Source organism: Taibaiella chishuiensis (assembly GCF_003014535.1).
GTDB lineage: Bacteria > Bacteroidota > Bacteroidia > Chitinophagales > Chitinophagaceae > Taibaiella > Taibaiella chishuiensis.
On sequence record NZ_PYGD01000003.1, the window covers coordinates 145,371 to 171,961 of the forward strand.

Sequence of the window (26,591 nt, forward strand, 5' to 3'; positions counted from 1 at the left end):
ATGAGTATCAACAACGTTTTACTACAACCGGCCGGAGCCTTGCCCCACCTGATGAAACAAGTGCTGAACCGGCTGCGTACCTACGAAACCCTGAGCAGGGAAGAGGCGAAAGAAGTGCTGCTCGCCATTAATGCCGGTTATGTCAACGAACACCAGGTCACCGCATTTATGTCGGTGTATATGATGCGCCGGCCTTCCATTGCAGAGCTTTCCGGCTTTCGCGACGCCTTGCTCGAACAGGGTGTAGTCCCGGGCCTGGAGGCTGTGGAGGCCATCGATATCGTGGGTACCGGCGGTGACGGCAAAAATACCTTCAATATCTCCACGCTGTCGGCCATCGTGGTGGCGGGCGCCGGGTATAAGGTAATTAAACATGGTAACCATGGCGCGACCTCGGTAAGCGGATCATCGGATGTGCTCGAATACCTGGGCTACCGGTTTACGACCGAAGCGCGGGTGCTTAACCGGCAACTGGAAACAGCAAATATTACCTTCCTCCATGCGCCCTTGTTTCACCCGGCCATGAAGCGGGTGGCGCATATCCGCCGTAACCTGGGCGTACGCACCTTCTTCAACCTGCTCGGCCCGGTCAGCAACCCGGCGCAACCGGGCTTCCTGCTGCTCGGCGCCAATTCGCTGCCCGTTGCCCGTATGTACCATTACCTGTTGCAGGATGCCGGGCAGGAATACCGTGTGGTATACAGCCTCGATGGTTATGACGAATTATCGCTCACCGGCGAAGCCAAATTACTGGGGCCCGCTACAGACCGCATATTGTCGCCCGCCGATTTTGGCTATGCTGCTATAGCGCCACAGGAACTCGAAGCAGGCGACGGTGTACAGCAGGCCGCCACTATATTCAAAGCCGTACTGGACAATACGGCTACCAGGGCGCAACAACAAGTGGTTATTGCTAACAGCGCCCTGGCCATCCAATGCCGCAGCGGGCTGCCGCTTGCCGACTGCATGGCACAGGCAGAGGAGTCGCTGCGCTCCGGCAAAGCCCTGTCGGTATTCCAACAACTTTTAAAAACTACTTTGTTATGAATATCCTCGATGAAATTATCGCCCGCAAAAAGACAGCCGTAGCCGACGCGATAAAGGCAGTCCCGGTAAGCAAGCTTGAGCAAAGCCCGCTTTTTTCAAGGCCCGTGGTTTCGTTTCGGAACGCCATCGGCGATCCCGCGCGTAAAGGCATCATTGCCGAGTTTAAAAGAAAGTCGCCCTCGGAAGGTGTAATCAATGACAAGGCCGACCTGCTGCAGGTAACCTCGGCTTATACCCATGCCGGCGCCAGCGCCTTGTCCATACTGACGGATACCGCTTATTTCGGCGGAAGCAACGGCGACCTGGAAATGGCCAGGAGCCACGAGCAGGTGGCCCTGTTGCGCAAGGAATTTATCGTAAACGAATACCAGGTATTCGAAGCCCGGGCTATTGGTGCAGACGCCATATTGCTGATCGCCGCAGCCTTAACGGCCAAGGAGGTATTGCTGCTCTCGTTGCGCGCCCGGTCGTTGGGCCTGGAAGTGTTGCTGGAGCTGCATACCGAAGAGGAGCTTGGCCATTTGAATCCCTTTGTCGATGTAGTGGGCGTTAATAACCGTAACCTGGGCACCTTCAGCACTGCGCTGCAAACCTCGCTGGATCTCTTCCCGGCCTTGCCTGCCGAGATGTTTAAGATATCCGAAAGCGGTATCCATAACCCCGCAGATGTAAAGATGCTTAAAGATGCAGGCTATGATGGTTGCCTGGTGGGCACCGCTTTTATGAAGCAGCCTGATCCCGGTCGTGCTTTTCGCGATTTTATAAAACAATGCTGATATGGAAGTGAAAGTATGCGGCCTTACCCGGCCCGGCAATATTGAAGCCGTAATCGGGGCCGGTGCAGATTATATCGGTCTTATATTTTACCCGGCCTCAAAACGTTACGTGGCAAAGGATGCAGCATTACAGCAGTTTGTAAGGCAACTAAAAAGCGTTCGGAAAGTGGGCGTATTTGTTGATGCCGCTGAAGCCGAAGTGCTGGATGCCGTGCGGCGTTACCGGCTCGATATCGTACAACTGCATGGCGCGGAAACGCCAGCTTATTGCCGGCGTATAAATACAGGCGTACCGGTGTGGAAAGCATTTGCGATGCAGCCGGGTTTTGCTTTTGAACAGTTGGATGCTTACGCACCTTTTTGCGACCGTTTCCTGTTCGATACGCCCGGCGCGGGTTACGGCGGTACGGGCCAGGCCTTCGATCATACCTTACTCCGCGACCATAAGCTGCCTCTGCCTTTTATGCTGGCCGGTGGTATAGGCCCCGGCGATGCAACAACCCTAAAAGGCTTACAGCTCGCCGGTTTACAAGGCGTAGACCTGAACAGCCGTTTCGAAATACAACCGGGTTATAAAGATGCGGCCCGGATCAAAAACTTTATCTATGCAATACACAGTTGATGAATATGGCTACTACGGCCGCTTTGGCGGGGCCTTCGTACCCGAAATATTACAGGCGAATATAGCAGCACTCAAAGCGGCATTCCGCCGCTATAAGGACGATCCTGCTTTTTGCGCCGAGTTCGAACAATTGCTGAAAGACTATGTGGGCCGGCCTTCGCCGCTGTACCGCGCACAAAGGCTTTCTGACTTTTATAAAACGAATATCTATCTTAAACGCGAAGACCTGAACCATACCGGCGCACATAAGATCAATAACACCATCGGCCAGATCCTGCTGGCCAAACGGATGGGCAAAACACATGTGATCGCCGAAACCGGCGCCGGGCAACATGGTGTAGCCACAGCTACTGTTTGTGCCCTGATGGATATTCGCTGCACGGTGTTTATGGGTGCTACCGATATCGAACGGCAACGGCCCAATGTGGAGCGTATGCAATTGCTGGGAGCGGCCGTGGAAGCGGTGCACAGCGGCAGCAAGACCCTGAAAGATGCGGCCAATGAGGCGATACGCTACTGGATTGCGCATCCGGCCGATACACACTATATCATCGGTTCGGTGATCGGCCCCGATCCTTACCCCGAAATGGTGACCCATTTCCAACAGGTGATCAGCCGGGAAATGAGAGCACAACTGAAAGAAAAGACGGGCAGCGAACTGCCTGCTGCGGTTATCGCCTGTGTAGGCGGCGGCAGCAATGCGGCCGGCGCTTTCTATCACTTTCTCGACGATGCGGATGTGGCGCTTATAGCGGTAGAGGCCGCGGGCAGGGGCATCAGCTCAGGCGAAACGGCGGCAACGATTGCTACCGGAACCGAAGGCATTATACATGGCAGCCGTACCCTGCTGATGCAGACGGCCGACGGCCAGATCGTAGAGCCCTACAGTATTTCCGCCGGACTGGATTATCCCGGCATCGGTCCCCTGCATGCGCACCTGCATATAAGCGGGCGCGCCCGTTTCCTGGCTGCAACTGACGGGCAGGCGCTGGATGCCGCATTCCGCCTCATGCAACTGGAAGGGATCATACCTGCGCTCGAGTCGGCGCATGCCCTTGCGGCCCTTGACCAGCTATCTTTCGGATCACAGGATCATATCGTGCTCTGCCTGTCGGGCAGGGGCGATAAGGATCTTGCCGCTTATCATACCGCTGCGGCCGAACGGTCTGCTGCAGCTGCTTTTGCTTACCAACATTTCAGCTTGTAATATTTATGAACCGGATCGATCATCTTTTTCAAAACAGGGAGCAACCTGTTTTATCTGTTTACTTTACGGCCGGTTATCCCGGTCGCGACGATACCCGCGAGATCATCCTGTCGCTCGATGCTGCAGGAGCGGATATGCTCGAGATCGGTATCCCTTTTTCCGACCCCGTGGCCGATGGGCCTGTAATACAGGACAGCAGCGCTATTGCGCTACGCAATGGCATGAGTATCGGATTGCTTTTCCGGCAGCTGCAGGGCATCCGGGATGAGACCGCGATACCACTTGTGCTGATGGGATATGTGAACCCCGTATTGCAATACGGTATGGAGCGCTTCTGCGCCGATGCAAAGGCTGCGGGTATCGACGGGCTTATTATACCCGACCTGCCGGTAAGAGAATATGCGCTTCATTACAAGGATATAGTGGAGGCTTCGGGTTTGCATATGATATTCCTGGTAACACCGGCAACACCCGCCGACCGCCTGCAGGAAATAGACCGTTTAAGCCGTGGCTTTATCTATCTCGTTACTGCGGCGGGCACCACCGGCGGCGCGCTCAGCGGTAGCGACGAACAGCAGGCTTACTTCGAACATATCGGCCGTTCGGGATTAACGCAGCCATTGGTAGCCGGTTTCGGCATCAGCAATAAACAGGACTTTAATCGTGTGTGCCAATATACGCGGGGCGCCATTGTAGGCAGTGCCTTTATCCGTATGCTGGGCGCAGCAAATACAGACCTGCGGGGCAATATAGCGGAGTTCGTACAAGCGTTCCGGTAAGGTAAGCGCCTTGTTAAATTGTACTTTTTTACAAAAAATATATTTTGTTCTTTCATTATTGTACCTATCTTTGCCCGCAATGAACAACGCCCAGGTGCAATATTATTTTGGTTTTTTCTATTTCTATTTTAAGAATGGACCGGGTTTCGTTTGTCAGGATTAAAGCATACTAAAACTTAATTTCTACATACAATCCCGGTCCGGAAAGGCCGGGATTTTTTATTGCCGGTCATGTTCGGAGCGGGGCTTAAACAAACGAATACTATATGCAGTGTATAGCAATTCAGGGATTTGAAGGCTCTTTCCACCAGGTGGCCGCACAACGGTTTTACGGGGCATCTACAGCGGTGCTTACCTGTGCTACCTTTCGCGAGGTGGTTGCTAAAGCGCAGCACGACGAGCGTTGTGCCGGTGCGCTGATGGCGATCGAGAATTCGATTGCCGGCAGTATTTTGCCCAACTATAACCTGCTTAAGAAAAGCGGGCTCCGGATCATCGGCGAAGTGTACCTCGAGATCAGCCAAAACCTGCTCGTATACCCGGGTACGCCGCTCAGTGCGATCAGGGAGGTGCATTCGCATCCCATGGCCCTGCTGCAATGCCAGGACTTCCTGGACCGGCATAGCTGGAAGCTGGTCGAGACGGAGGATACCGCCCTTAGTGCGCGTCACATACAGCAAAACCAAAGCAGGCATATAGCCGGTATCGCTTCGACCCTTGCGGCGCAGTTGTACGGGCTCGATGTTGCCGCGGCCGATATCCAGACCATGAAGCATAACTATACCCGCTTCCTGGTACTTTCGAGAGATGCAGGAGCGCCCGAAGCGGCCCCGGCCAACAAGGCCTCGGTATATTTTCATGTCCATAACGAGAAAGGAAGCCTGGCCAAGGTCTTGCAGGTTATTGCCGGCTGCGGTATTGACCTCAGCAAACTGCAAAGCTTCCCAATACCGGGCAGCAACTGGCAATACAGCTTTCATGCCGACCTGGAGTTTGAACACCGGGCACAGCTGGACCAGGCTTTGAAACAACTGGACAAGGTTACTACTGAACTGCATCTCTACGGGGTTTATGCCGCCGGGCTGAGAGCCGGACTTCAACTGTTATACCCTTAAAAAAATAAAACGCAATGACTACGATCGCAAAGCGGCTCGAAAGCGTTACCGAATACTACTTCTCCCAAAAGCTGCGGGAAATAGAACAGCTTAATAAAGCCGGTAAACACATCATTAACTTAGGTATAGGTAGCCCCGACCTGCCGCCGCACCCTGCGGTAGTCAGCAGCCTGCAGCAGCATGCGGCACCGCCCGAAGTACATGGCTACCAGGGCTACAAGGGCGTACCCGCGTTGCGCCTGGCTTTTGCAGACTGGTACCGTAAATGGTATACCGTGCACCTGGACCCGGAAACTGAGGTATTGCCGCTTATGGGTTCCAAAGAGGGGATCATGCATATTTGTATGACCTACCTGGAAGCGGGTGACGAGGCCCTCATCCCCGACCCGGGTTACCCGACCTATGCCAGCGCCGTTACCCTGGCCGGGGCAACTCCTGTTAGCTACCGGCTGGAAGCTGCGCTGGACTGGCAGCCCGACCTGGAGGCCTTGTCGGCACAGGATCTGAGCCGCGTTAAATTAATGTTTGTCAACTACCCGCATATGCCTACGGGGCAGCAGGCGCCCGAAGGCTTGTTTGCCGCACTGGTGGCGTTTGCCCGTAAACACGATATCCTGCTGGTTCACGATAATCCTTATAGCTTTATCCTGAACGACCGGCCGGTAAGCCTTTTGAGCATACCCGGGGCTATAGATGTGGCCCTGGAGCTCAACTCCCTGAGCAAGTCGCATAATATGGCCGGCTGGCGCGTGGGCGTGCTTTGCGGGGCGGCGGCGCATATTGCTGCAGTATTGCGGTTTAAGAGTAATATGGACAGCGGTATGTTCCTGCCCCTGCAGCTGGCAGCTGTTACGGCCCTGGGGCTTGGCGAGGATTGGTACCGGGAGCTGAATACCATCTATGCTGCGCGTCGCGAAAAGGTATACCAGGTCATGGAGCTGCTGGATTGCCGCTATGCCCCGGACCAGGTCGGTCTTTTTGTATGGGGCCGTATTCCCGATCGCTACGAAGATGCCTATGCGCTCAGCGACGAGGTCTTGTATCGCTGCGGTGTGTTTATAACGCCCGGCGGTATATTCGGCAGCCAGGGCGACCGGTATATCCGGATCAGTCTTTGCGGCGATATAGCGCGTTTTGAAGAGGCAATAACACGGATCAGTAAATAATATAAACAGAGCGTAAGCGAATAATTAACTTTGAATCATGAAAATAGCAGTGGTGGGTATCGGACTTATCGGCGGGTCTATGGCACTGGTACTAAAAGCCCAGGGTTTTGCCTCGGTTGTACTGGGGGTAGACAGCAACGAAAGTCACGCAGCAAAAGCATTGGCGGGTAATCTCGTCGATGCGGTAACTGATCTCGCCGGGGCTGTGGCCAACAGTGACGTGGTTATCTTGAGTGCACCCGTAAACGTTTGTACCGATCTGTTGCCCCGGGTGCTCGACCTGGTGGACCGGCAGGTAGTACTGGATACGGGTTCCACAAAAATGTCCCTGCTGGACGCAGTAAAGGGACATGCAAAAAGAGGACGGTATGTGGCCACACACCCGATGTGGGGTACGGAATTCAGCGGCCCCGAAGCGGCTACCTTACAGGCTTTTAAAGGCCGTGCCAATGTAATCTGCAACGCTGAAGAAAGCGATGAAGATGCCCTGGCTTTAGTAAAAGAGCTTTATGGAACGCTGGGCATGTACCCGGTTTATATGGATGGGTATAACCACGATGTACACGTGGCTTATATCAGCCATATCTCACACATCACCTCTTTTGCCCTGGCAAATACTGTTCTGGAAAAAGAAAAGGAAGAAGACGCCATCTTCGAACTGGCCAGCGCCGGTTTCGAAAGCACGGTAAGGCTCGCCAAAAGCAGCCCGGCTATGTGGATGCCCATCTTCCGGCAAAATAAGGAAAACATACTGGACGTACTGAACGAGCACATCTCCCAATTGCGCAAGTTTAAATCCTGTATCGAAAAGGAAAACTGGACTTACCTGACCGAGTTGATGGAACACGCTAACAAGATCAGGCAGGTACTGGACCGTAAATCATAATTGAATAACCCGCCGTAAACAACGGCAAGAAAATACATGCTGGTATAATGGAAACAAACAGCACCACCGATGCATCGGTCATCGGTAAAATATGGAATAAAAGGCCGCTGATCATTTCGGGGCCCTGCAGTGCAGAAACAGAAGAGCAGGTAATACAAACAGCGCTCCAGCTTAAAGAGACCGGCAAGGTGGATATCCTGCGTGCCGGCATCTGGAAACCGCGTACCCGCCCGGGTAATTTTGAAGGCATAGGCGCCAAAGGCTTGCCCTGGATGCAACAGGCCCGCAAGCTGACCGGTTTGCCCCTGGCCGTGGAAGTAGCTACTGCCAAGCAGGTAGAAGATGCGCTGCACTTCGATATCGATGTGCTCTGGATCGGCGCACGTACTACCGTTAATCCTTTTAGCGTACAGGAACTGGCCAATGCCTTAAGGGGCGTGAATGTACCGGTATTCATCAAAAACCCGGTAAATGCAGATCTTGAATTATGGATCGGCGCTATGGAGCGTGTGGCCAAAGCCGGGGTAGACAAGCTGGGCCTTATTCACCGCGGCTTCTCCTCCTATGGCAATACCGAATTCAGGAATGCGCCTATGTGGCACCTGGCCATCGAAATGAAACGCAGGTACCCCGGTGTGCCTTTCCTGATCGACCCTTCGCACATTTGCGGTAACCGGCATATGCTGCAGGAAGTAACGCAGAATGCCATAGACCTCGATTACGATGGTGCGATTATCGAAAGCCATATCGACCCGGATAATGCCTGGAGCGATGCCAAACAACAGGTAACCCCGCAAAGACTTAAAGAACTGTTGGATGATATCGTATGGCGTAAGGAAACGATTGCCTCCGAGGAGCTGCATGCCAACCTCGAAAAGCTGCGCCAGCAGATCAACCAACTCGACGATGAAGTGCTGAAGCTGTTGAGCCTGCGCATGAAAGTAGCTGAGCAGATTGGCCAGTACAAAAAAGACAACCGCATTACCATCCTGCAGACCAATCGCTGGAATGAAGTGCTGGAGCGCGTTTGCAAGTCCGGTGAGAAACTGGGGCTGAGCCGCGAATTCGTTACCCAGTATTTCGATGCCATACACCTGGAAAGCATCAAGCACCAGGATGCCGTAATGAACCAGCATGGCTGATGCCTGTTTTAAACTTAACTAATACACGTAATACACGAATCGATGACAGAGCATATCATTGCTTTTCCCGGTGGTACGACCCGCTTCTGCTTTGATGCAGACCTGGAGCAGTTGCGCCAGCTTGCCCCGCCGGAAAAGAGTTTTATCCTTACCGACGAAAACGTAATGATCCACTACCAGCGGGAGCTGAAGCCCTGGCAGGTAATCACGATACCTGCAGGCGAAGCCTCCAAATCGCTGGAAACAGTGGATGATGTGGTGCGCCAGCTGATTGCCCTCGATGCCGGCCGGGATGCGCTCCTGGTGGGCGTTGGCGGCGGTGTGGTAACGGATATCGCAGGCTTTGTAGCCGGTATTTATAAACGGGGCATACGCTGCGGTTTTGTGCCTACCTCTATCCTCGCTATGGTGGATGCCGCTATCGGTGGCAAAAACGGGGTGGATATCGGGGCCTTTAAAAATATGATCGGCCTGGTGCGCCAGCCGGAGTTCCTGCTTTATGATTATCGTTTATTGCAAACCTTGCCGGAAGAAGAATGGATCAATGGCTGGGCCGAGATCATTAAACATGCCTGTATCCGCGACGAAGCCATGTTTGGCCTGCTCGAACAGCACCGGCTCGAAGATTTTCAAAAGAACGGGCAACTCCTGCATAAGCTGGTTATGAAGAATGCTTTGCTGAAAGCGGGCATCGTAGCGCAGGATGAACTGGAGCAGGGCGACCGCAAACTGCTGAACTTCGGGCATACCCTGGCACACGCCATCGAGAATGTGTACCAGTTGCCGCATGGTTTTGCGGTGGCTATAGGTATGGTGTTTGCGGCAAAACTTTCCGAACAGCATACCGGCTTTCCGGCTACCGGCCGGCTCGTCGCACTGCTGGAGCGTTACGGCCTGCCGGTATCAATGGACTTCGATAAGGACCAGGCGCTGCACCTGATGCAGGCCGACAAGAAAAAAGCGAACGGGCTTATTCATTACATCCTGCTGGAAACGTTGGGCAAGGCGGTTATCCAACCCCTGTCTGTCGATACCCTGCGACAACAAATAGCACTATAAAGAACATGGAAATAAAGATAAAGCCCGGTGCGGTAAAAGGAACCGTTATGGCGCCGGCTTCCAAGAGTGTGATGCAGCGTGCCTGTGCGGCTGCATTGCTTAAAGGCGGCGAAACGGTGATCCGTAACTATGGCCGGTCTAACGACGACCAGGCCGCCCTGCAGATCATTACCGACCTTGGGGCTACCGTAAATTATACCGACGATGATACGCTTACCATATCCTCGGCCGGTATCAAGGCTGCAGGCAGTGTTATTCATTGTGGTGAAAGCGGTTTGTCGGTGCGTATGTTTACGCCCATAGTGGCCTTGCTCGACCGGCCGATGACCATAACCGGTGCAGGTAGCCTGCTGACCCGGCCCATGAGCTTCTGGGATACCTTATTGCCGCAGCTCGGCGTAGTGGCCGCAAGCGATAAGGGTTGCCTGCCCCTGCAGGTACAAGGCCCCTTACAGCCGGCCGATATCCATATCGATGGCGGGCTGAGTTCCCAGTTCCTTACGGGACTGCTGTTTGCTTATGCAGGCGCAGGCGCTTCCGGTAAACGCATCGTGGTAGAGGGGCTGAAAAGCAGGCCCTATGTGGATCTTACCCTGAAGATCATGAAAGACTTCGGGTTGCCGGCGCCTGTTAACCAGCAATACGAAAGTTTCTACTTCCCGGAGCAGTATGAGAAAAGCGATGTTCCGCGTAAAGTTGATTTTACGGTAGAGGCCGACTGGAGCAGCGCGGCTATGCTGATGGTAGCCGGCGCTATAGCCGGGAGCGTAACGGTAAAGGGGCTGGATGTATTTTCGGAGCAGGCCGATAAAAAAGTGCTCGAAGCCCTGCAGGATTGTGGTTGCCATCTATCCATCCAGGTCGATGAAGTAACGGTGCGTAAAAATAACCTTAAGCCTTTTCATTTCGATGCTACCCATTGTCCCGACCTGTTTCCGCCGTTGGTGGCCCTGGCCGCCTGTTGCGCCGGTACCAGCGTTATCGAAGGGGTAGATAGGCTGGTACACAAAGAGAGTAACAGGGCGCTTACCCTGCAGGAGGAATTCGGCAAGATGGGTATAACCATTACCCTGCAGGACGATAAGATGCTGATCAAAGGGGGAGCTATACGGGGCGCTGTGGTACATTCCCGCCACGATCACCGTATTGCCATGGCCTGCGCGGTTGCTGCATTGGCAGCCGATGGTCCCGTGCTGATCGAAGCGGCCGAAGCCGTATCGAAATCCTATCCCCGCTTTTTCGACGACCTGGAAAGCCTCGCCACAGCCTAGCAGAACCGGGATTTTCTTTTTACATTACATGGTGCAAATACAATTCCTGATATGAATACTTTCGGCAGAGTTTTTAGAATAGCCGTATTTGGCGAGTCGCATGGCGCCTGTGCCGGCGTTACGATAGACGGTGTGCCGGCGGGCCTGGAGCTGGGCCTGGAGGCTTTCCTGCCCGACCTGGAACGGCGTAAAGGCGGACTGCAAAAAGGCACGACACCCCGGAAAGAAGACGATCTGCCCCTGTTCCTGAGCGGTCTGTTTAACGATTACAGTACCGGCGCGCCGCTTACGATCCTGTTCGAAAACCGCAACACCCGCAGCGGCGATTATGAAAAGCAGCGGGCCATACCCCGGCCCGGGCATGCCGATTTTGTAGCCCATCAAAAATTCGGTGGTTTTGAAGACTACCGCGGCAGTGGTCACTTCAGCGCGCGGCTTACCGTGGGTATCGTTGCGGCGGGTGTGGTGGCCAAAAAACTGATCGCGGCATTGCTGCAACAAGAAATAGCTATCCGCGCTTCGATCCTCGAGATCGGTGGTGAGCCGGACCTGGATAAGGGACTGGACAAGGCGATTGCCGCTAAGGATACCATAGGCGGTATTATCGAATGCCGTTGTTCCGGTTTGCCGGCCGGCCTGGGCGAGCCCTTCTGGGATAGCATGGAGTCTGTGCTGGCCCATGCGTTGTTTGCTATTCCTGCTGTTAAAGGTGTAGAATTCGGCGCGGGTTTTGGTGCGGCGCGTATGTTTGGCAGCGAGCATAACGATAGTATCGAAGATGCTTCCGGTAAAACACGAACCAACCATGCCGGTGGTATCGTGGGCGGTATCAGCAATGGTAACGAGCTGGTGTTCCGCATCGCCATCAAGCCCACCTCGTCTACGCCTAAGGAGCAGGAATCGCTGAACTGGGAAACCGGGCAGCAGGAAATTTTTTCCGTAAAAGGCCGCCACGACCTCTGCGTGGCCCTGCGGGCGCCGGTTATCGTCGAAGCCATGACCGCTATAGCCCTGGCCGACCTGCTGTTGCTTACGCATCGCGACCGGGTTGCCGGAACAGGGTTGCAGGGCAGGTAGCAGCCCTAACTGCAACAGTTTTGATATGTTATACGATTTAGAAAAATTGTAACGTTCTATAGCAACGGAACTGCGGGAATTCCGGGAGTAAATTCCGGAAATAGCTTAATTTCGCAGCGGAATATGAAAATACGTATTGGGTTATCTTTATTGCTGGTCGCATTATTTGCCTTTGTGGGCAGTTGCGGGGTGTACAGCCTTAGCGGCGCCAGTATCGAGGGCAAAACGATCAATATCAGGACCCTCGAAAACCGGGCGATGAATGTGGTGCCTACCCTGAGTCCTTCGCTCACCGATAAGATCAGGAACAGGATCCTATCCCAGACCGGTCTTGCGGCCGTAAATACCGAGACCGCGGATTACGATGTGAAAGGTGTCATTACCGGTTATAACGTTTCTATTTCAGGTTTGCAGGGTACCAACCAGGCCTCGGATAACAGGCTTACGATTACCGTAGAAGTAACCTTTACCAACCGGCGCGACGACAAGGCCAGTTTTAAACAGAGTTTTGGGCGCTTTGCCGACTTTAGGGCCAATGAGCAGTTACAATCCGTGGAGGGCAGGCTGATCGAGGAGATCGGCAACCAGCTGGCCGACGATATTTTCAATAAGGCTTTTGTAAACTGGTAAGGCCCGCGCCTGCAATATCTACCGCTATATTATAAATTTATACTTTTGATTACTACAGATACGATCACAGGCTGGCTCAGGGATCCGGATCAGTTCCAGGGCGTTGTTCCGCAGCTTTTGCAAAAGCTGACGGAGGACTATCCCTATTTCCTGCCCGGGCACTACCTGAAACATATCGCCTTACAGCAGGACGCGCAGCACCTGTACGCGCTACTGCAGGCTTTCCCGGCCAACAGGGTGGTGTTGCAACAATTGCTCGACCCGGTCGAAGAGCAACTGGAAGTACTGATGGAAGAGCCCGTAGTGCCGGAAACCGACCTGCTCGAGGCGCTGGGTATAACTCAACAGCCGGCTATGGTCGCCGATTATTTTTCCCAGCAGGGCATTGAAGTGTCCAGCGACCTGCCGGAGGCGGAGGAACTTGCGCCGCATACCGAGGAAGAAAAATCCTTGCTGGTGGTGATGAGTTTCGAAGAATGGCTGAGTTATATCAATACCAAAAGCCGCAAGGAAAAAGAGGAAGAAGCCGAGCAGAAAGCGCTCAAAACCATGTGGCAAAAGCAAAAACTGGCTGCTGCTATCGAGGAAGAGAGCGACGAAATACCGGAATCCGTATTCGAAATGGCGGTTAATTCCATTGCCCGGAACGACGACTGGGTAAGCGAATCCATGGCAGAGGTATACGCCCGCCAGGGTAAGGCGCAAAAAGCAATCGAGATATATGAGAAATTAAGTTTGCTTAATCCTGAAAAAAATACTTATTTTGCTGCCAAAATAGAAAATTTACAAAAAGATTTAGAAATATGACAACCTTGATCGTTATAATCATTATGATTGCCTGCCTGGTGCTTGGGTTCTTTGTGCTGATTCAGAAACCCAAAGGTGGTGGCCTGTCCGGATCATTCGGCAGCATTGGCACTCAGGTGATGGGCGTGAAGCAGTCCGGCGACGTAATGGAAAAAGGAACCTGGTATACCATGGCCATTATCGCTGTACTTTGTGTGGGTTCTGTATTCACCCTGGGCCGTATCAACCCTAATGCCGGTCGCGAAAAAGACCAGGCTGCCCAGCAGCAACAACAACAGCAACAGCAAGGTCAGAAACCTGCTGCTCCTGCCAAATAATATTATCTGCTTGTTAAAAACATACCTTATAGTTAAAGGCCCGTTTGTAAAAGCGGGCCTTTACATTTTATTAAGTTGCAACAGTTTGTTTTAGGTTATATTTGACCTAAATTAAGATCATGAAACAGGTAGTCCTATTGATGATGGTAGCCCTTGGCCTTGCCTTGCCGGCTACTGCGCAGCTAAAGCCCGTGGCCCAGAAACCGGTACACTGGAGTTTTATCGTTCAGAAGAAAAAAAACGGGGAGTATCGCCTGGAGGCGCATGCCATAATGGATAAGGGGTTTCACATATGGGCGCTGGATGCCGGCGGCGACGGCTCGTTGATCCCCACCAGCTTTGTATCGGCTACCCTGGCCAAGGGCGCCTGGACCAGCGATTGGAAAGAGCAGGCGCCGCCTGTTGTACAAACCCTTGCGTTTATAGAGGGCGCCGTACGCTGGCACCAGCATGAAATTACTTTTTACCGCGACTTTAAGGCGCCAGCCGGTACCCGCATCAAAGGCGGCGTTGAATTCCAGACCTGTAACGAAGAAATGTGTTACCCGCCGGCAACCGAACTTTTTGAAACAACAGCGCCCTGACCGGGACGTGGTATCATATGCAGAAAGCCGGGGACCTCGGGGTTACCGGCTTTTTTATATGGGTAAAATTTTGACTTACAGTTTTTTTACGATCTCCCAGAGTACGATGCCAACCGTTACCGAAATATTGAGCGAATGCTTGGCGCCCCATTGCGGTATTTCGATACAGCCGTCGCAAAGGGCCAGCGCTTCGTCGCTTACGCCGCTTACTTCATTGCCAAATACCAGGGCTATTTTATCGGTAGGGTCGAAGCTGATATCCTGCAGGGCTATGCTGTTGTGAGCCTGTTCCACGGCCCATACCTGGTAGCCTTCTTCTTTAAGCCGTACCAGGGCCTGGCTTACCTGCTGCGCATATTGCCAGGGTACGGTTTCGGTAGCGCCAAGGGCTGTTTTGTGTATGTCGCGGTGGGGAGGCTGGGGGGTATATCCGCAGAGGCAGATGCCCGCGCCGTTAAAGGCATCTGCTGTACGGAAGGCCGAACCTACATTATGCATACTCCGCACATCGTCCAGGATAATCCAGACGGGAAAACGGGTGATTTCTTTTATTTCGGCCACGCTGAACCTATCCAGCTCCTCGATTGTCTTTTTTGTAAAACTTTTTGAAATCATAATGCTGCAAAGAAAAGAAATGTTGTTTTGAAAAAATATTGTTTACTAATTTTGTAGTAAATAAACGGGAGCCAAAAAGACTTTCCGCAAAAATTGCCTGAAACTACAACTATGGAACCGTATCAAAAATCAATGGCGGAGTTTAACCCCTGGAAAAAAGAGCAGTTCGATACCGATGTATTGGACGACCGTCTTTGTCATTTGATCTTGTGGAATGACGATGTCAATACCTTCGATTGGGTAATTGAATCGTTGATTGAGATTTGTGCGCATACGCCGGAGCAGGCAGAGCAATGTGCCCTGCTGATCCATTACCAGGGTAAGTATGCAGTGAAGAAAGGCGACTTCGATACCTTGCGCCCCATGTGCGAGGCGATGATCGACCGGGGTATTAATTCGACGATAGATAATTGATTCAAAAAGAAACGGCGCCATCGGCGCCGTTTCTTTTTGAAAATAGGTATGTTTTATAAAGGCGGCTCCCCTGGTGGCTAACTTTATCAAAGCCAGCTAACCGATGAGATCCTTCGCTGCGCTCAGGATGACAGCGTCCCTTTGACTACTTCTTCAAGGCCAGGATAGAGAAATCGGTATCGACCTTCTTGATCGTATTGACCAGGCGGCCCATACCTTCAATTTCCATTTCTACTACATCGTCAGGTTGCAGCCATTGCTCCTTGTAATCGGGGTTATTAAGTTTGCCGGTGCCGTTCAGTTCCAGGAAACAACCGGTACCCACCGTACCGCTGCCGATCACGTCGCCGGGCAGGATATCGGCGCCATAAGCGCAACGCTCCAGGATCTCGGCAAAGGTCCAGTCCATATCGCCTACATTACCTTCGCTTACCTGGATGCCGTTTACCTTACAGGTCATTTTAAGGTTAAATGCCGCGCCGGTATGGCCTTCTTTAGCCGGTATGCGGTACGCATCCAGCTCATCGGGGGTTACCATCCAGGGACCAATTACCGTAGAGAAATCTTTGCCTTTGGCAGGGCCGAGGTTCAGCAGCATTTCTTCCATTTGCAGGCGGCGTGCGCTCATGTCGTTCATGATGCAATAACCGGCAATATAGCTGTCGGCCTCGGCAGCCTTGATATTGCGGCCTTTTTTACCAACGATGGCTGTGGCTTCCAGTTCGAAGTCCAGCTTCTCAAAATGGTCGGGCATACAGTCGATAGGACCAGGGCCCTGTATGGCGTTATGATTGGTAAAGTAGAAAATCGGGTATTGATCGAATTCTGGGATCATGTCTACCTTACGGTTGCGGCGGGCCGCAGCTACGTGTTGCCGGAAGGCATAACCATCGCGGCAGGAGGTGGGCTTCGGAACCGGGGCCAGTACCTGTACCTGCTCGAAATCGCGCGACTCGATCGTGAGTGAACCACCCTTGATATTGGCTTCAGCTTCGCGGGCTATGGCCGACAGGCGTTCCCAGTCTTCCAGCATCTGCATCATGGTTTGCGGCAGGCGGTTATCGGCCTCGCTCAGGTTGTACAGTTGTCCATCGATATAGAAAGCAACCTGCTCCCTGTTGTTGTTGATATACGTTACTAATTTCACCTTAATACTGTTTTTAGATATTCAAAAAAATAGTTCAGATCATCCGGGTATTATTCGGCCGGGGTCGCGGCGGCTGCTTTATGCGATTTGAACTGGGCATTGTTCTTGCCGGTAGGCAGGGTAAAGCCCAGGCTCAAGATCAGCTCGTAACAACCAAAGGCCTGGCGGGCGGTACCTTCATACACTTTGAGGCCGCTGTACCGGGCATAGTCGAACTTCTGCGCAAATTCCAGGTAGCCATATTTAAACGCGGTAACCCGCAATGCTGTTTCCACACCCGCATTCCAGCCGCCGATCTGGAAGCCTGGTTTATTGGCCTGTCCGAAAAGCGAGTTCTCTACATGCGGGATAACCGGTCCGATACCGGCTTTGGTCAGCAGGTCTACTTTCAGGTATTTATTATTGGTATGATAAATCTGGAAACGCTTAACCAGGTTAAACAACAGGAAATTGGCGCCATTGTTCAGGAAGTAATAGAAGCCGTTATCGCCCGAAAAGTTGACGCGCTCATCTACTTCCTTGCCCTCTCTTTTGCCCTGTACCCTTACCTCCTGGCCTTCGGTAATGATGTACTTGGTATGGTCGAAGTTGATCTCGAAAGCGAAGTCCTGCTTTTCGTTGAAGAAATAACCGAGGCGGTAGTTGTATTGCGGTACGGTTAATGCGGTATTGAAAAAGTCTTCGTCCCAGCCGCGGCGGTCGTGCGCTTTTACATTGACCATTTTATAGTCGTTGCCCAGGCCCGGCTGTTTTACGTGTACGGTAGAGCGGGTATACCATTCAGTATTGTAACCCCAGCTAAAATACAGGCTCCCGTTTTTTACGATGCCCATATAACTTTTACCCTCGCGTTGCGCGAATGAGGAGGTGGCGGAAAGTGCGATCAGCAGCAGGCTGGCGATCGGTGCGCTAAATTTGAACTTCATGAATCCGGAATAATTAAACGGCGCAAAGGTAGGGCAATATTTGTTGCGCAATACCAATGCCGCATACACAAAAAAATAAGGCGGCCCGAGGCCGCCTTATCATCATTTTATTTTTTCATGAGCCATTTGCCCACTTCTTTAAACGTTATTTTTTTGCCATACATCAGGATGCCGGTACGGTAAATCTTGCCGGCCATCCAGGTAGTGCCCAGGAAGCCGCCCACCAGCAATACTGCCGACAAGGCCAGTTGCCAGCCCGGTACGCCAAAGGGAATACGGGCCATCATAACGATAGGGGAGGTGAGCGGGAACAGGCTGCCGAAAAGCGCCAGGCCGCTATTGGGGTCTTTAATGGCCGACGACATGATTACAAAACCCAGGATGATGGGCAGGGTAATGGGCATGGTAAGCTGGTTGGACTCCTGCGGATCTTCGTTGACCAGGCTGCCCACTGCGGCGAATAAAGAGGCATAGAGGAAATAGCCGCCCAGGAAGTAAAACAGGAACCACAGCGAAATCTGCAGCCAGTTAACGCTATGCAGCATAGCCGAAATACCCGCGGCAACATCGTTGCCGGTATTGGCCTGTGCTGCTGCCTGGTTCATGACCTCGGGGTTGGAAGCAAAGCCTGCACCCATAGATCCTGCCAGTACCGTCATGGCGATCACGATCAGCGCGATCCAGATCAGGAACTGCGTAAGGCCTACCAGGGCTACGCCGATTATTTTACCCAGCATGAGCTGGTAAGGTTTTACCGAGCTTACAATGATCTCGGCAATACGGTTGGTCTTCTCTTCCATAACGCTGCGCATAACACTCATACCATAAAACAGCATGAACATATACAACAGCAGGCCGCAGGCATAACCGATGCCGAAAGCGGCTTCGTTGCTGGTAGCCTTGCCTTCCACATTGGGTTGTACCGAAATGGTCTCGTCCTGGAGGAAGCGCAGTTTATCTTTATCCACGCCGGCTTCCTGCATCCGGTCCTGCATCACGATATCGTTAAGCTGGTTCTCGATATCTTTCTGGGCTTCCATACCCAGTTGTTTTTCGCTGAAGAGGTTAAACTTCGCTTTTTCGTTTTTATTGAAAGGCGGTATATACAATACGGCATCGTACTGTTCTTTGGCCAGGCTTTGCTTCAGGGTTTCGAGCGGGGTATGCTCAAAGGTGAAGCTGATCTTTTTGGAGCTTTCCAGCTTCTGGTCAAAGGTTTTGCTTTCGTCCAGTACGGCTATCTTTTTCTGGTCGCCGGAGCTGAGCGAGATACCGGCTACCAGCGCCACCATGCCCACCAGCAGTACTGGTATCAGCAGGGTAAGTATAATAAAGGAACGCTTGCGTACCCGGGTCAGGTACTCTCTTTTTATAATAATGAGTGTTTTCATTGTCTTGCTTGTTGTGTTGGAAATGGGATAACGACGGTATTAGAGCTTATGCCACGAATTCCCGTGCAGCCGGAGTGCCCTGTACTAAACGGATAAAGATATCGTTGAGCGAAGGCAGGATCTCTTCGAAAGCAAGAATGTTGTTGCCCTGGTTGATATAATGCAGCAGTACCTGGTTGGCCGGCACATTTTCATTCAGGTGGAACATCAGTTTGTTCTGCTCTTGTTTCAATACCTGTATGTCGGCAGGCAGGGGGGCATCGGGATTGCTGAGCGTAAGGCTGAAGAGGTTTTCCTTAAAGTCCTGCTTCACCTGTTTTACACTGCCATCCAAAATCTTTTTGCCCTGGTTGACGAGGATGATCTGGTCGCAGATCTCTTCTACCTGCTCCATACGGTGCGTACTGAAGATAATGGTAGTGCCTTCCTGTGCCAGCCGGAAGATCTCGTCTTTCAGTACATTGGCATTTACCGGGTCGAGGCCGCTGAAGGGTTCGTCGAGGATCAGCAGTTTGGGGTTATGGATCACCGTGGTTACAAACTGCAGCTTCTGGCTCATACCTTTACTCAGGTCTTCCACTTTTTTATTCCACCAGGTGGTCATGTCCAGCCTTTTGAACCATTGTTTGCTGCGGAACTCGGCTTCACTTTTCGAAAGGCCTCTCAGCTGGGCCAGGTATACCGCCTGTTCCCCGATCTTCATTTTTTTATACAACCCTCTTTCTTCGGGCATATAACCGATCTCGCCGATGTGACGGCCGGAGTCGAAAGGCTCGCCGTTGAAGAGAATATTACCGGAGTCGGCGTAGAATATGCCGGTGATCATGCGCAGCAAGGTGCTTTTGCCCGCGCCGTTAGGACCGAGCAGGCCAAAAATGCTGCCCGGCGCGATATCGAAACTGATGTCGTCGACGGCGCGTTGCGTGGCATAATATTTTTTCAGGTGCTGGACTGAAAGTAGAGCCATAGTGTTAGTTTATTACTTCCGGATATCGGGAGCTGGTCAATACAGGTTACGAATTTAAAGGAACTCAAAGTTGCAGGAAAGCCTGCAGATATTAATCACCCGTTAAGGGGGGATTAGCCGGTAATGCTCACGCTGATCTGCCTTTCGTCGGGCGAGAGCAAAGAAAACGAAGCGTAGAGCGTACCCGGAGGTAAGAGCTCGGGGGCCCGTTCCGGCCATTCGATAATGCAATAGGCGCCCTTGCCCTGCAGCATATCTTCTATGCCTGCATTAATGGCATCGTCGGCATCGTGCAGCCTGTACCAGTCCGAGTGGTAAATGGTGCGCTCCTGCCCCTCCTGTACAAAAGTATATTCATTGATCAGGCTGAAGGTAGGGCTGCTTACTGCATCCTGTACACCCAGGTAGCGGCACAGCGCACTGGTAAAGGTAGTCTTGCCGGCGCCCAGTGTACCGCTGAAAGCCATGATGCGGTAGTCCTGTGCATATTGCCAGAATTGCTGTACCGCCTCTGCTATATTGTTGAGTGTATAAGTGATCTGCATATGGGCTGCAAATTACTTAAACTGTTTTACAGCAGAAAGTCCGGTTTCCTGCACCGCTGCAAAAGGTGGTATTTACGGGCCCGCGGGCAGATTTTCGACCTCCCGCAATAGATTATGTACCGTCAGACCATCGGTTGGTAACGGGTAACGGCGCGTTGGTACAATATTTTTTCTTTAAACAATTGTTTATTAGTTATTTGTAATTACGTGATTATTTTTCACTAAAAAACACAAAAAGATATTATATTTATCGCTTTAATGCGATATTTGTTTTTTACGATAAAAAGGAGGTAATCCGAAAATCCTTAAACAGAGTAGGAATCTTATAAACTAAAAAAAGAAGACCAATGAAAAAGAACACACCTGTAAAACTGACCCTGACCCGTAAAACTGTAATGAGCCTTTCTGCACAGCAGAATGTAGCCGGTGGTATCGATGTTGCTGCAAGCGATCTGAAAAAGTGCGTACCCCTGACTGTAGCTCCGCCACAGTGCTGCCCGGCCTGCCGTTCCGGTGCTAACGCCACTGTAGCTAAAGAATTCTGCATGGATATCCTCGACGGATTAAATAACCTGTAATCTGCTGCTACGCCTGAAAGAGTTACAGAGCCTGGGTTGTTGGATGCGACCAGGCTCTGTGATTTTTTTTGTACCCCCTGTAAAAACATGCCTATGAAAACGCCGACCGGGATAGGGCTGATGTATAATATGGCCCTGGATCCTTACTTCGATCTCTACCCCGAAACCATCGACTACGTGGAAATAACCCCCGATATCCTGTTGCAGGACAAAGGGCCCGGGCAGCCCGGGCGGTTTGTACAGGCGCCGCGCGAATGGGATACTGTGCGCCGGCTGGCGCGCCGCTGGCCTATGGTAGCGCATCATGTCGGGTTTTCGCTGGGTACCGACGGCTATTTCGACGAGGAATACCTCGAAAATGTAATACAGATGCACCGGGAATTCGGCTTTCACTGGCACAGCGACCACCTCTCCTACTCCAAACTGATCGAAGAAGGGCAACCCGAGTACAATACCTGCCTGGCCTTGCCGATACCCTACGATTCGGAATCGCTGGAGATGCTGATCAAAAAGACGCGTTATATCCGCTCGCGTATCGATCTGCCGTTCTTTATTGAGAACAATGTTTATTTTACCGAGATCCCCGACGAAGAGTTTACGGAAGGTGAATTTGTAAAGGCACTATGCACAAGAGGCGACTGTGGTTTCCTGCTCGACCTGCATAACGTGTATGTCAATGCCGTCAATTTTAATTTCGACCCTATTGCCTTTATCGACAGCCTCGATCTAAGCATGGTAGAGGAGATTCATATAGCGGGTGGCGACGAAATAGGCGGTATGCGTATGGACTCGCATTCGGGGCCTTGCCCTGAAGTGGTATGGGAGCTGCTCGATTATGTATTGCCCAGGGCGCCCAGGCTGCGGGGCATCACCTTCGAAGTGGATGAATCGTACCTGCCGCTGATCGGTTTTGAAAGCGTGGCCCGCGAGTTGCAGCGTGCCCGTGCTTTGTGGGATTTACATAAAACGCCCAGCCATGTCGCTTAAGTCGTACCAACTGGCGCTTGCCGCGATCGTGGCCAGTCCGCAAAAGGGTAAGGCCTATGCCGCCGACCCTGCACTGCTGGAGGCAGAGTTTGAGCTTACGCCCGCCGAGCGCGACCGGCTGCTGTATATGCTGCAGCAAAAGGGCATGCGTATTAACTATATGCTGTACCAGACCAACCGGATGACACCCCTGTCCATCTTTATGCCCTATACCTTCAAGGTATTGCGGCCACAACTGCTCGGTATCGTACAGCAATTCTGGAAAGTATATCCCAAAACGGCTTTCCAGTTTAAAGAAGAGATCGTTTTGTTCAGCGATTTTTTAAAAGAAAAAATAGACCGGGATGGATTGGATGCCCCATTCCTGCGCGACGTGATCCGCCTGGAAGACGGGTTGAACGATATCCGTTTCGGTATGCAGCCGCCGGCCGCTCCGGGCATTTTCAGCCTGCATCCTGCCGTGCGTGTGCTGCGCACCACGGTCGATCCCCAATTACTGGCCGAAGCCATGGTTACTTACGACCATACCGCGGCGGCCCCCCTTATACCGCCAGCCGGCGGACCTTTCCTGATGCGGTACATTACCCGCCTCGAACTTTTCCCGGTTACCGCTGCCCTGGCTGCGGCATTGGAGCAGGGTAACCTGCCCGAGGAAAGCATGCCCCAGGACCTTGTCGACCAGGGCCTGGTACTTTGCGGTGCGCTGCAATAGTCGCAAAACCGCTTCCATAGCCACTTTTGTTGTTTTGCCATGGGCGTCACTGCGGCGCCCGTACCGGTATGGACCGGGCACGGGAAACCTGTTAAACTTTAGCTTCATCTGTTGCACAATTTGATTAACTTTGCAACCTTTCAAAAGCATCTGAGATCATGTTTGATAATTTAAGCGACCGCCTCGACTCGGCCTTTAAACTTTTAAAAGGAGAAGGCCGTATATCTGAAATTAATGTAGCCACTACGGTAAAAGAGATACGTCGTGCCCTGGTGGATGCCGATGTGAACTATAAAATAGCCAAAGAATTTACCGATAAAGTAAAAGATAAAGCGCTGGGTGAAAAAGTGCTGACCGCCGTTTCGCCCGGGCAACTGATGGTAAAGATCGTTAAGGACGAGCTGGTGGAACTGATGGGTGGTACCGAAACTGAGCTTGACCTGAGCGACAAACCGACCATTATCCTGATTGCGGGTCTGCAGGGTTCGGGTAAAACGACCTTCTCCGGCAAACTGGCCAATTACCTCAATACCAAAAAACATAAAAAACCACTGCTGGTAGCCGGCGACGTATACCGTCCGGCGGCGATCAACCAGCTGCAGGTACTGGGCGAACAAATTAAAGTACCGGTATATACCGAACCCGAAAATAAAGATGTGGTACAGATCGCGCTGAACGCGATCGCCCAGGCTAAAAAAGATGGCAACGGCGTCGTGATTATCGATACCGCGGGCCGCCTGGCCGTAGACGAGGCCATGATGACCGAGGTGGCCAATATTAAAAATGCCGTAAACCCGAGAGAGATCCTGTTCGTTGTCGATTCGATGACCGGCCAGGATGCCGTAAATACTGCCAAAGCCTTTAACGACCGCCTCGACTTTACCGGTGTGGTACTGACCAAGCTCGACGGTGATACCCGCGGTGGTGCTGCCCTTTCGATCCAGTATACCGTAACCAAGCCCATCAAGTTTGTGAGCATGGGCGAAAAGCTCGATACCCTCGATGTGTTCTACCCCGAGCGTATGGCACAGCGTATCCTGGGTATGGGCGATATCATCTCGCTGGTAGAGCGCGCGCAGGACCAGTTCGACGAGGAAGAAGCCAAAAAGATCGAAAAGAAGATCCGGGCCAATAAATTTGATTTCGACGATTTTAAAACCCAGCTGGGCCAGATCAAGAAAATGGGTAATATCAAAGACCTGTTGGGTATGATCCCCGGTATCGGTAAAGCCATCAAGGATATCGACATCAGCGACGACGCCTTTAAAGGGATCGAAGCCATGATCGACTCCATGACGCCGCAGGAACGCGCTAATCCCGATATCATCACCCCTGCACGCCGCAAGCGTATTGCCGTGGGCGCCGGTAAGGATATCTCCGAAATGAATGCCTTTATGAAACAGTTCGAGCAGATGCGGGGTATGATGAAGCAGATGAATAAGTTTAAAGGTATGGGTATGCCGGGTATGGGTATGCCGATGATGGGCCGTAAGTAATTAAGGATACGGGCCCGGCAACGCCTGGTTATAAAAATATAAAAATAAGCCCCTTACATATTGTTGTAAGGGGCTTTTGTATGGCCCGGGCATGCCGCCCGGCGTTGTTGTGAACAACAGTTCAGTAAATTCGCTACATTTGTCCCGTTTTTTAAAAAAATCATAAAATGAAAGAAGTAGTTATCGTATCTGCCGTACGCACTCCCATAGGTAGCTGGGGTGGATCATTAAAAGATTTTTCTGCTACCCAATTGGGTGCGATAGCCATTAAAGGAGCACTGGATAAGATAGGCCTGGATGTGAACGAAGTGAATGAAGTGCTGATGGGCAGTGTTATGCAGGCCAACCTGGGCCAGGCTCCGGCCCGCCAGGCGGCTAAATTTGCAGGTCTGCCCGACAATGTGATCTGTACTACAGTGAACAAAGTATGTGCCAGCGGTATGAAAGCGGTAATGCAGGGTGCACAGGCTATTATGCTGGGCGATGCCGATGTGGTGGTTGCCGGCGGTATGGAGAGCATGAGCAATGTGCCTTTCTACAGTCCTAACCTGCGTTGGGGTAATAAATATGGTAACGTAAGCCTGATCGACGGCCTGGCCAAAGACGGTCTTACCGATGTATACCACAACTATCCTATGGGTAATGCTGCCGAGCTGTGTGCTTCGGAGTGCAATATCAGCCGCGAAGAGCAGGATGCATTTGCCATCCAGAGCTACCAGCGCAGCCAGGCTTCCGTTAACGAAGGCCGCTTTGCCAACGAGATCGTACCGGTAGAGATTCCGCAGCGTAAAGGCGATCCAATTAAATTTGAAAAAGACGAAGAGCCTTTTAACGTAAAATTCGATAAGATTCCGGCGCTGAACTCAGCCTTCGTAAAAGGTGGTTCGGTAACTGCTGCCAACGCGTCTACCATGAACGACGGCGCTGCCGCCCTGGTACTGATGAGCCGCGAAAAGGCCGATGCCCTGGGCATTAAGCCCCTGGCGGTTATCAAAGGTTATGCCGATGCGGAGCAGGCTCCGGAGTGGTTTACCACAACGCCCGCCAAAGCCGTGCCTAAAGCCGTAGCCAAAGCAGGTCTGAAACTGGAAGACGTAGAATACTTCGAACTGAACGAAGCCTTCAGCGTGGTGGGCATTGCCAACTGTCAGAAAATGAACCTGAAACCAGAGCAGGTAAACGTAAACGGCGGTGCGGTAGCACTGGGTCACCCGCTGGGTGCAAGTGGCGCCCGTATCCTGGTTACCCTGATCAATGTACTGGAACAGAAAAATGCGAAGATCGGCGCAGCCGGTATCTGCAACGGTGGCGGTGGCGCCAGCGCGGTAGTGATCGAGCGTATCTAAGCGGTAACATAAATAGCATTGTAAAGCTGTCCTGGTAAGGGCAGCTTTACGCGTTTATAGCATTCGGGGAAAATGTTAATGAATGTTCAAATTTGGGGCCCGCAGGTAAAGTTTTCATTAAGGTCGTGTTTTTTATAGATGACTTATTTTACATTTGTTTAGTAAACACAAAACCCACCCTTAACAAACCTGATGAACAGATCTACATTACGAAGCACAGCCGTGCTTCTGGCACTTTTTACCCTTAACCGCGCCGCTGCCCAGGAAGAATACTCGCCCAACCGCTGGAAAGAAAGCCTGCGCCTCAACCTTAAAGACGAGCCGGTACACTATACCGATACGGTATTTGTCAATACGACCGACCGTCAGGCTATCGACGTCGTGATTGGCGGTTATGCCTACCGGGGTACTGTAAACCAGGATTCGCTCAATATCGGCAGCCGCACCTTCCACGTCGTAAAAAACGAAGAGGGCGAACTGCGCTTGAAGTATGGTAAACTGGTCCATGTATTTACACGCGAGCCCAAAGGCATGGTAGCTGCCGATGCTCCCGAATTTGCCGCACAAAACCGCATACCGGACGAGCCGTTGACCAAGCTAAACCAGAAACAACTGCATGGCACCTGGCTGGTCTACAAGAAAAGCCTCAGGGAAGGCGCCGATGCCGATGTGAAGAATATTCCCTACTTCCGGAAACTGGAGTTGTATGCAACTGCCGGCAAAGGGAAAGCGCAAAAATCCCGGAATGGACAAAAGGGCTATATGATACTGGCCTCGAATATCGCCTGGAAAGTAGCCGGCATAAAGGGCGGTGAAATCAGCCTGCTTACCACGCTTAACCAACCCGTTACCGTAAAGGTGCTGCGCCAGACGCCCAACGAGCTGTTGATCGAGGACGACTACAAAGTGGTATACTTCCTGAAGAAACATTAATACATCCCCCGGTGAAAAAACTTGTTGCAGGCCGCTTACTACAAGCGGC

29 protein-coding genes are annotated in these 26,591 nt (G+C 52.0%); 23 read left to right on the top strand and 6 right to left on the bottom strand.

The genetic code is table 11. The features are described from left to right. The 16 genes from trpD (at window position 1) to B0I18_RS10995 (ending at window position 14,485) form a co-directional block, all read left to right on the top strand. Window positions 1-1,047 carry an anthranilate phosphoribosyltransferase gene (gene trpD, locus B0I18_RS10920; RefSeq protein ID WP_245882084.1) on the top strand — a complete coding sequence of 349 codons (1,047 nt, stop codon included), beginning with the start codon at window positions 1-3 and terminating at the stop codon, window positions 1,045-1,047. Next, window positions 1,044-1,823: an indole-3-glycerol phosphate synthase TrpC gene (gene trpC / locus B0I18_RS10925; RefSeq protein ID WP_106522743.1), complete on the top strand. Its 780-nt coding sequence runs from the start codon at window positions 1,044-1,046 to the stop codon at window positions 1,821-1,823. The genes trpD and trpC overlap by 4 nt, the downstream gene beginning before the upstream one ends. A gap of 1 nt (window position 1,824) precedes the next feature. Beyond that, complete coding sequence (locus B0I18_RS10930) at window positions 1,825-2,445, top strand: phosphoribosylanthranilate isomerase (RefSeq protein WP_106522744.1); 621 nt, start codon at window positions 1,825-1,827, stop codon at window positions 2,443-2,445. Then, entirely contained in the window at window positions 2,429-3,652 is a 1,224-nt protein-coding gene (trpB, locus tag B0I18_RS10935) for a tryptophan synthase subunit beta (RefSeq protein WP_106522745.1), read from the top strand. Before B0I18_RS10930 ends, trpB begins: the two co-directional genes overlap by 17 nt. A gap of 5 nt (window positions 3,653-3,657) precedes the next feature. Beyond that, the gene (gene trpA / locus B0I18_RS10940; protein ID WP_106522746.1) at window positions 3,658-4,431 is read left to right on the top strand and encodes a tryptophan synthase subunit alpha; all 774 of its coding nucleotides are present in this window, start codon (window positions 3,658-3,660) and stop codon (window positions 4,429-4,431) included. A 266-nt stretch (window positions 4,432-4,697) separates the two neighbouring features. After that, a complete protein-coding gene (locus tag B0I18_RS10945; RefSeq protein ID WP_106522747.1) occupies window positions 4,698-5,546 on the top strand; it encodes a prephenate dehydratase in 849 nt (282 codons plus the stop codon). Window positions 5,547-5,560: 14 nt separating this feature from the next. Beyond that, entirely contained in the window at window positions 5,561-6,712 is a 1,152-nt protein-coding gene (locus B0I18_RS10950; RefSeq protein ID WP_106522748.1) for a pyridoxal phosphate-dependent aminotransferase, read from the top strand. Window positions 6,713-6,749: 37 nt separating this feature from the next. Further along, the gene (locus tag B0I18_RS10955; RefSeq protein WP_106522749.1) at window positions 6,750-7,598 is read left to right on the top strand and encodes a prephenate dehydrogenase; all 849 of its coding nucleotides are present in this window, start codon (window positions 6,750-6,752) and stop codon (window positions 7,596-7,598) included. A gap of 47 nt (window positions 7,599-7,645) precedes the next feature. Beyond that, complete coding sequence (locus tag B0I18_RS10960) at window positions 7,646-8,740, top strand: chorismate mutase (protein WP_106522750.1); 1,095 nt, start codon at window positions 7,646-7,648, stop codon at window positions 8,738-8,740. Between the two features lie 42 nt (window positions 8,741-8,782). Then, window positions 8,783-9,799: a 3-dehydroquinate synthase gene (gene aroB / locus B0I18_RS10965; protein WP_106522751.1), complete on the top strand. Its 1,017-nt coding sequence runs from the start codon at window positions 8,783-8,785 to the stop codon at window positions 9,797-9,799. Between the two features lie 5 nt (window positions 9,800-9,804). Further along, on the top strand, window positions 9,805-11,070 hold the full coding sequence (aroA, locus tag B0I18_RS10970; RefSeq protein WP_106522752.1) for a 3-phosphoshikimate 1-carboxyvinyltransferase: 1,266 nt from the start codon (window positions 9,805-9,807) through the stop codon (window positions 11,068-11,070). 51 nt (window positions 11,071-11,121) lie between these two features. After that, window positions 11,122-12,147, top strand: coding sequence for a chorismate synthase (locus B0I18_RS10975; RefSeq protein WP_106522753.1), 1,026 nt, complete (start codon window positions 11,122-11,124; stop codon window positions 12,145-12,147). Between the two features lie 123 nt (window positions 12,148-12,270). After that, entirely contained in the window at window positions 12,271-12,777 is a 507-nt protein-coding gene (locus B0I18_RS10980) for an LptE family protein (protein ID WP_106522754.1), read from the top strand. Window positions 12,778-12,822: 45 nt separating this feature from the next. Beyond that, entirely contained in the window at window positions 12,823-13,584 is a 762-nt protein-coding gene (locus B0I18_RS10985; protein WP_106522755.1) for a hypothetical protein, read from the top strand. After that, window positions 13,581-13,901, top strand: coding sequence for a preprotein translocase subunit SecG (secG, locus tag B0I18_RS10990; protein WP_106522756.1), 321 nt, complete (start codon window positions 13,581-13,583; stop codon window positions 13,899-13,901). The genes B0I18_RS10985 and secG overlap by 4 nt, the downstream gene beginning before the upstream one ends. A 119-nt stretch (window positions 13,902-14,020) precedes the next feature. Beyond that, on the top strand, window positions 14,021-14,485 hold the full coding sequence (locus B0I18_RS10995; RefSeq protein WP_106522757.1) for a protein-disulfide reductase DsbD domain-containing protein: 465 nt from the start codon (window positions 14,021-14,023) through the stop codon (window positions 14,483-14,485). Window positions 14,486-14,560: 75 nt separating this feature from the next. Here B0I18_RS10995 and B0I18_RS11000 read toward each other — a convergent pair whose 3' ends face one another. Then, window positions 14,561-15,100 carry an RNA methyltransferase gene (locus B0I18_RS11000; RefSeq protein ID WP_106522758.1) on the bottom strand — a complete coding sequence of 180 codons (540 nt, stop codon included), beginning with the start codon at window positions 15,098-15,100 and terminating at the stop codon, window positions 14,561-14,563. A gap of 111 nt (window positions 15,101-15,211) precedes the next feature. Here B0I18_RS11000 and B0I18_RS11005 point away from each other — a divergent pair, with 111 nt between their 5' ends. Next, window positions 15,212-15,514: an ATP-dependent Clp protease adaptor ClpS gene (locus B0I18_RS11005; RefSeq protein WP_245882085.1), complete on the top strand. Its 303-nt coding sequence runs from the start codon at window positions 15,212-15,214 to the stop codon at window positions 15,512-15,514. Window positions 15,515-15,659: 145 nt separating this feature from the next. Here B0I18_RS11005 and B0I18_RS11010 read toward each other — a convergent pair whose 3' ends face one another. From B0I18_RS11010 to tsaE, 5 genes are all read right to left on the bottom strand, one after another. Continuing rightward, on the bottom strand, window positions 15,660-16,661 hold the full coding sequence (locus B0I18_RS11010) for a fumarylacetoacetate hydrolase family protein (RefSeq protein ID WP_106522760.1): 1,002 nt from the start codon (window positions 16,659-16,661) through the stop codon (window positions 15,660-15,662). A gap of 50 nt (window positions 16,662-16,711) precedes the next feature. Next, window positions 16,712-17,587 carry a hypothetical protein gene (locus tag B0I18_RS11015; protein WP_146146717.1) on the bottom strand — a complete coding sequence of 292 codons (876 nt, stop codon included), beginning with the start codon at window positions 17,585-17,587 and terminating at the stop codon, window positions 16,712-16,714. Window positions 17,588-17,694: 107 nt separating this feature from the next. Beyond that, the gene (locus B0I18_RS11020; RefSeq protein ID WP_106522762.1) at window positions 17,695-18,978 is read right to left on the bottom strand and encodes an ABC transporter permease; all 1,284 of its coding nucleotides are present in this window, start codon (window positions 18,976-18,978) and stop codon (window positions 17,695-17,697) included. A 46-nt stretch (window positions 18,979-19,024) separates the two neighbouring features. After that, the gene (locus B0I18_RS11025; protein ID WP_106522763.1) at window positions 19,025-19,945 is read right to left on the bottom strand and encodes an ABC transporter ATP-binding protein; all 921 of its coding nucleotides are present in this window, start codon (window positions 19,943-19,945) and stop codon (window positions 19,025-19,027) included. A gap of 113 nt (window positions 19,946-20,058) precedes the next feature. Continuing rightward, window positions 20,059-20,490 carry a tRNA (adenosine(37)-N6)-threonylcarbamoyltransferase complex ATPase subunit type 1 TsaE gene (gene tsaE / locus B0I18_RS11030; RefSeq protein WP_106522764.1) on the bottom strand — a complete coding sequence of 144 codons (432 nt, stop codon included), beginning with the start codon at window positions 20,488-20,490 and terminating at the stop codon, window positions 20,059-20,061. 347 nt (window positions 20,491-20,837) lie between these two features. On the opposite strand from tsaE, the gene B0I18_RS11035 reads away from it, so the two are divergent. The 6 genes from B0I18_RS11035 (at window position 20,838) to B0I18_RS11060 (ending at window position 26,542) form a co-directional block, all read left to right on the top strand. After that, a complete protein-coding gene (locus tag B0I18_RS11035; protein WP_106522765.1) occupies window positions 20,838-21,068 on the top strand; it encodes a hypothetical protein in 231 nt (76 codons plus the stop codon). A gap of 93 nt (window positions 21,069-21,161) precedes the next feature. Further along, window positions 21,162-22,055: an MbnB/TglH/ChrH family RiPP precursor modification enzyme gene (locus tag B0I18_RS11040; protein WP_181358427.1), complete on the top strand. Its 894-nt coding sequence runs from the start codon at window positions 21,162-21,164 to the stop codon at window positions 22,053-22,055. Then, a complete protein-coding gene (locus B0I18_RS11045; RefSeq protein ID WP_106522767.1) occupies window positions 22,045-22,767 on the top strand; it encodes a hypothetical protein in 723 nt (240 codons plus the stop codon). Before B0I18_RS11040 ends, B0I18_RS11045 begins: the two co-directional genes overlap by 11 nt. Window positions 22,768-22,925: 158 nt before the next feature. Beyond that, on the top strand, window positions 22,926-24,263 hold the full coding sequence (ffh, locus tag B0I18_RS11050; protein ID WP_106522768.1) for a signal recognition particle protein: 1,338 nt from the start codon (window positions 22,926-22,928) through the stop codon (window positions 24,261-24,263). A gap of 167 nt (window positions 24,264-24,430) precedes the next feature. Next, complete coding sequence (locus tag B0I18_RS11055; protein ID WP_106522769.1) at window positions 24,431-25,609, top strand: acetyl-CoA C-acyltransferase; 1,179 nt, start codon at window positions 24,431-24,433, stop codon at window positions 25,607-25,609. Window positions 25,610-25,801: 192 nt separating this feature from the next. Next, window positions 25,802-26,542 carry a hypothetical protein gene (locus B0I18_RS11060; protein ID WP_146146718.1) on the top strand — a complete coding sequence of 247 codons (741 nt, stop codon included), beginning with the start codon at window positions 25,802-25,804 and terminating at the stop codon, window positions 26,540-26,542. Window positions 26,543-26,591: the final 49 nt, after the last annotated feature.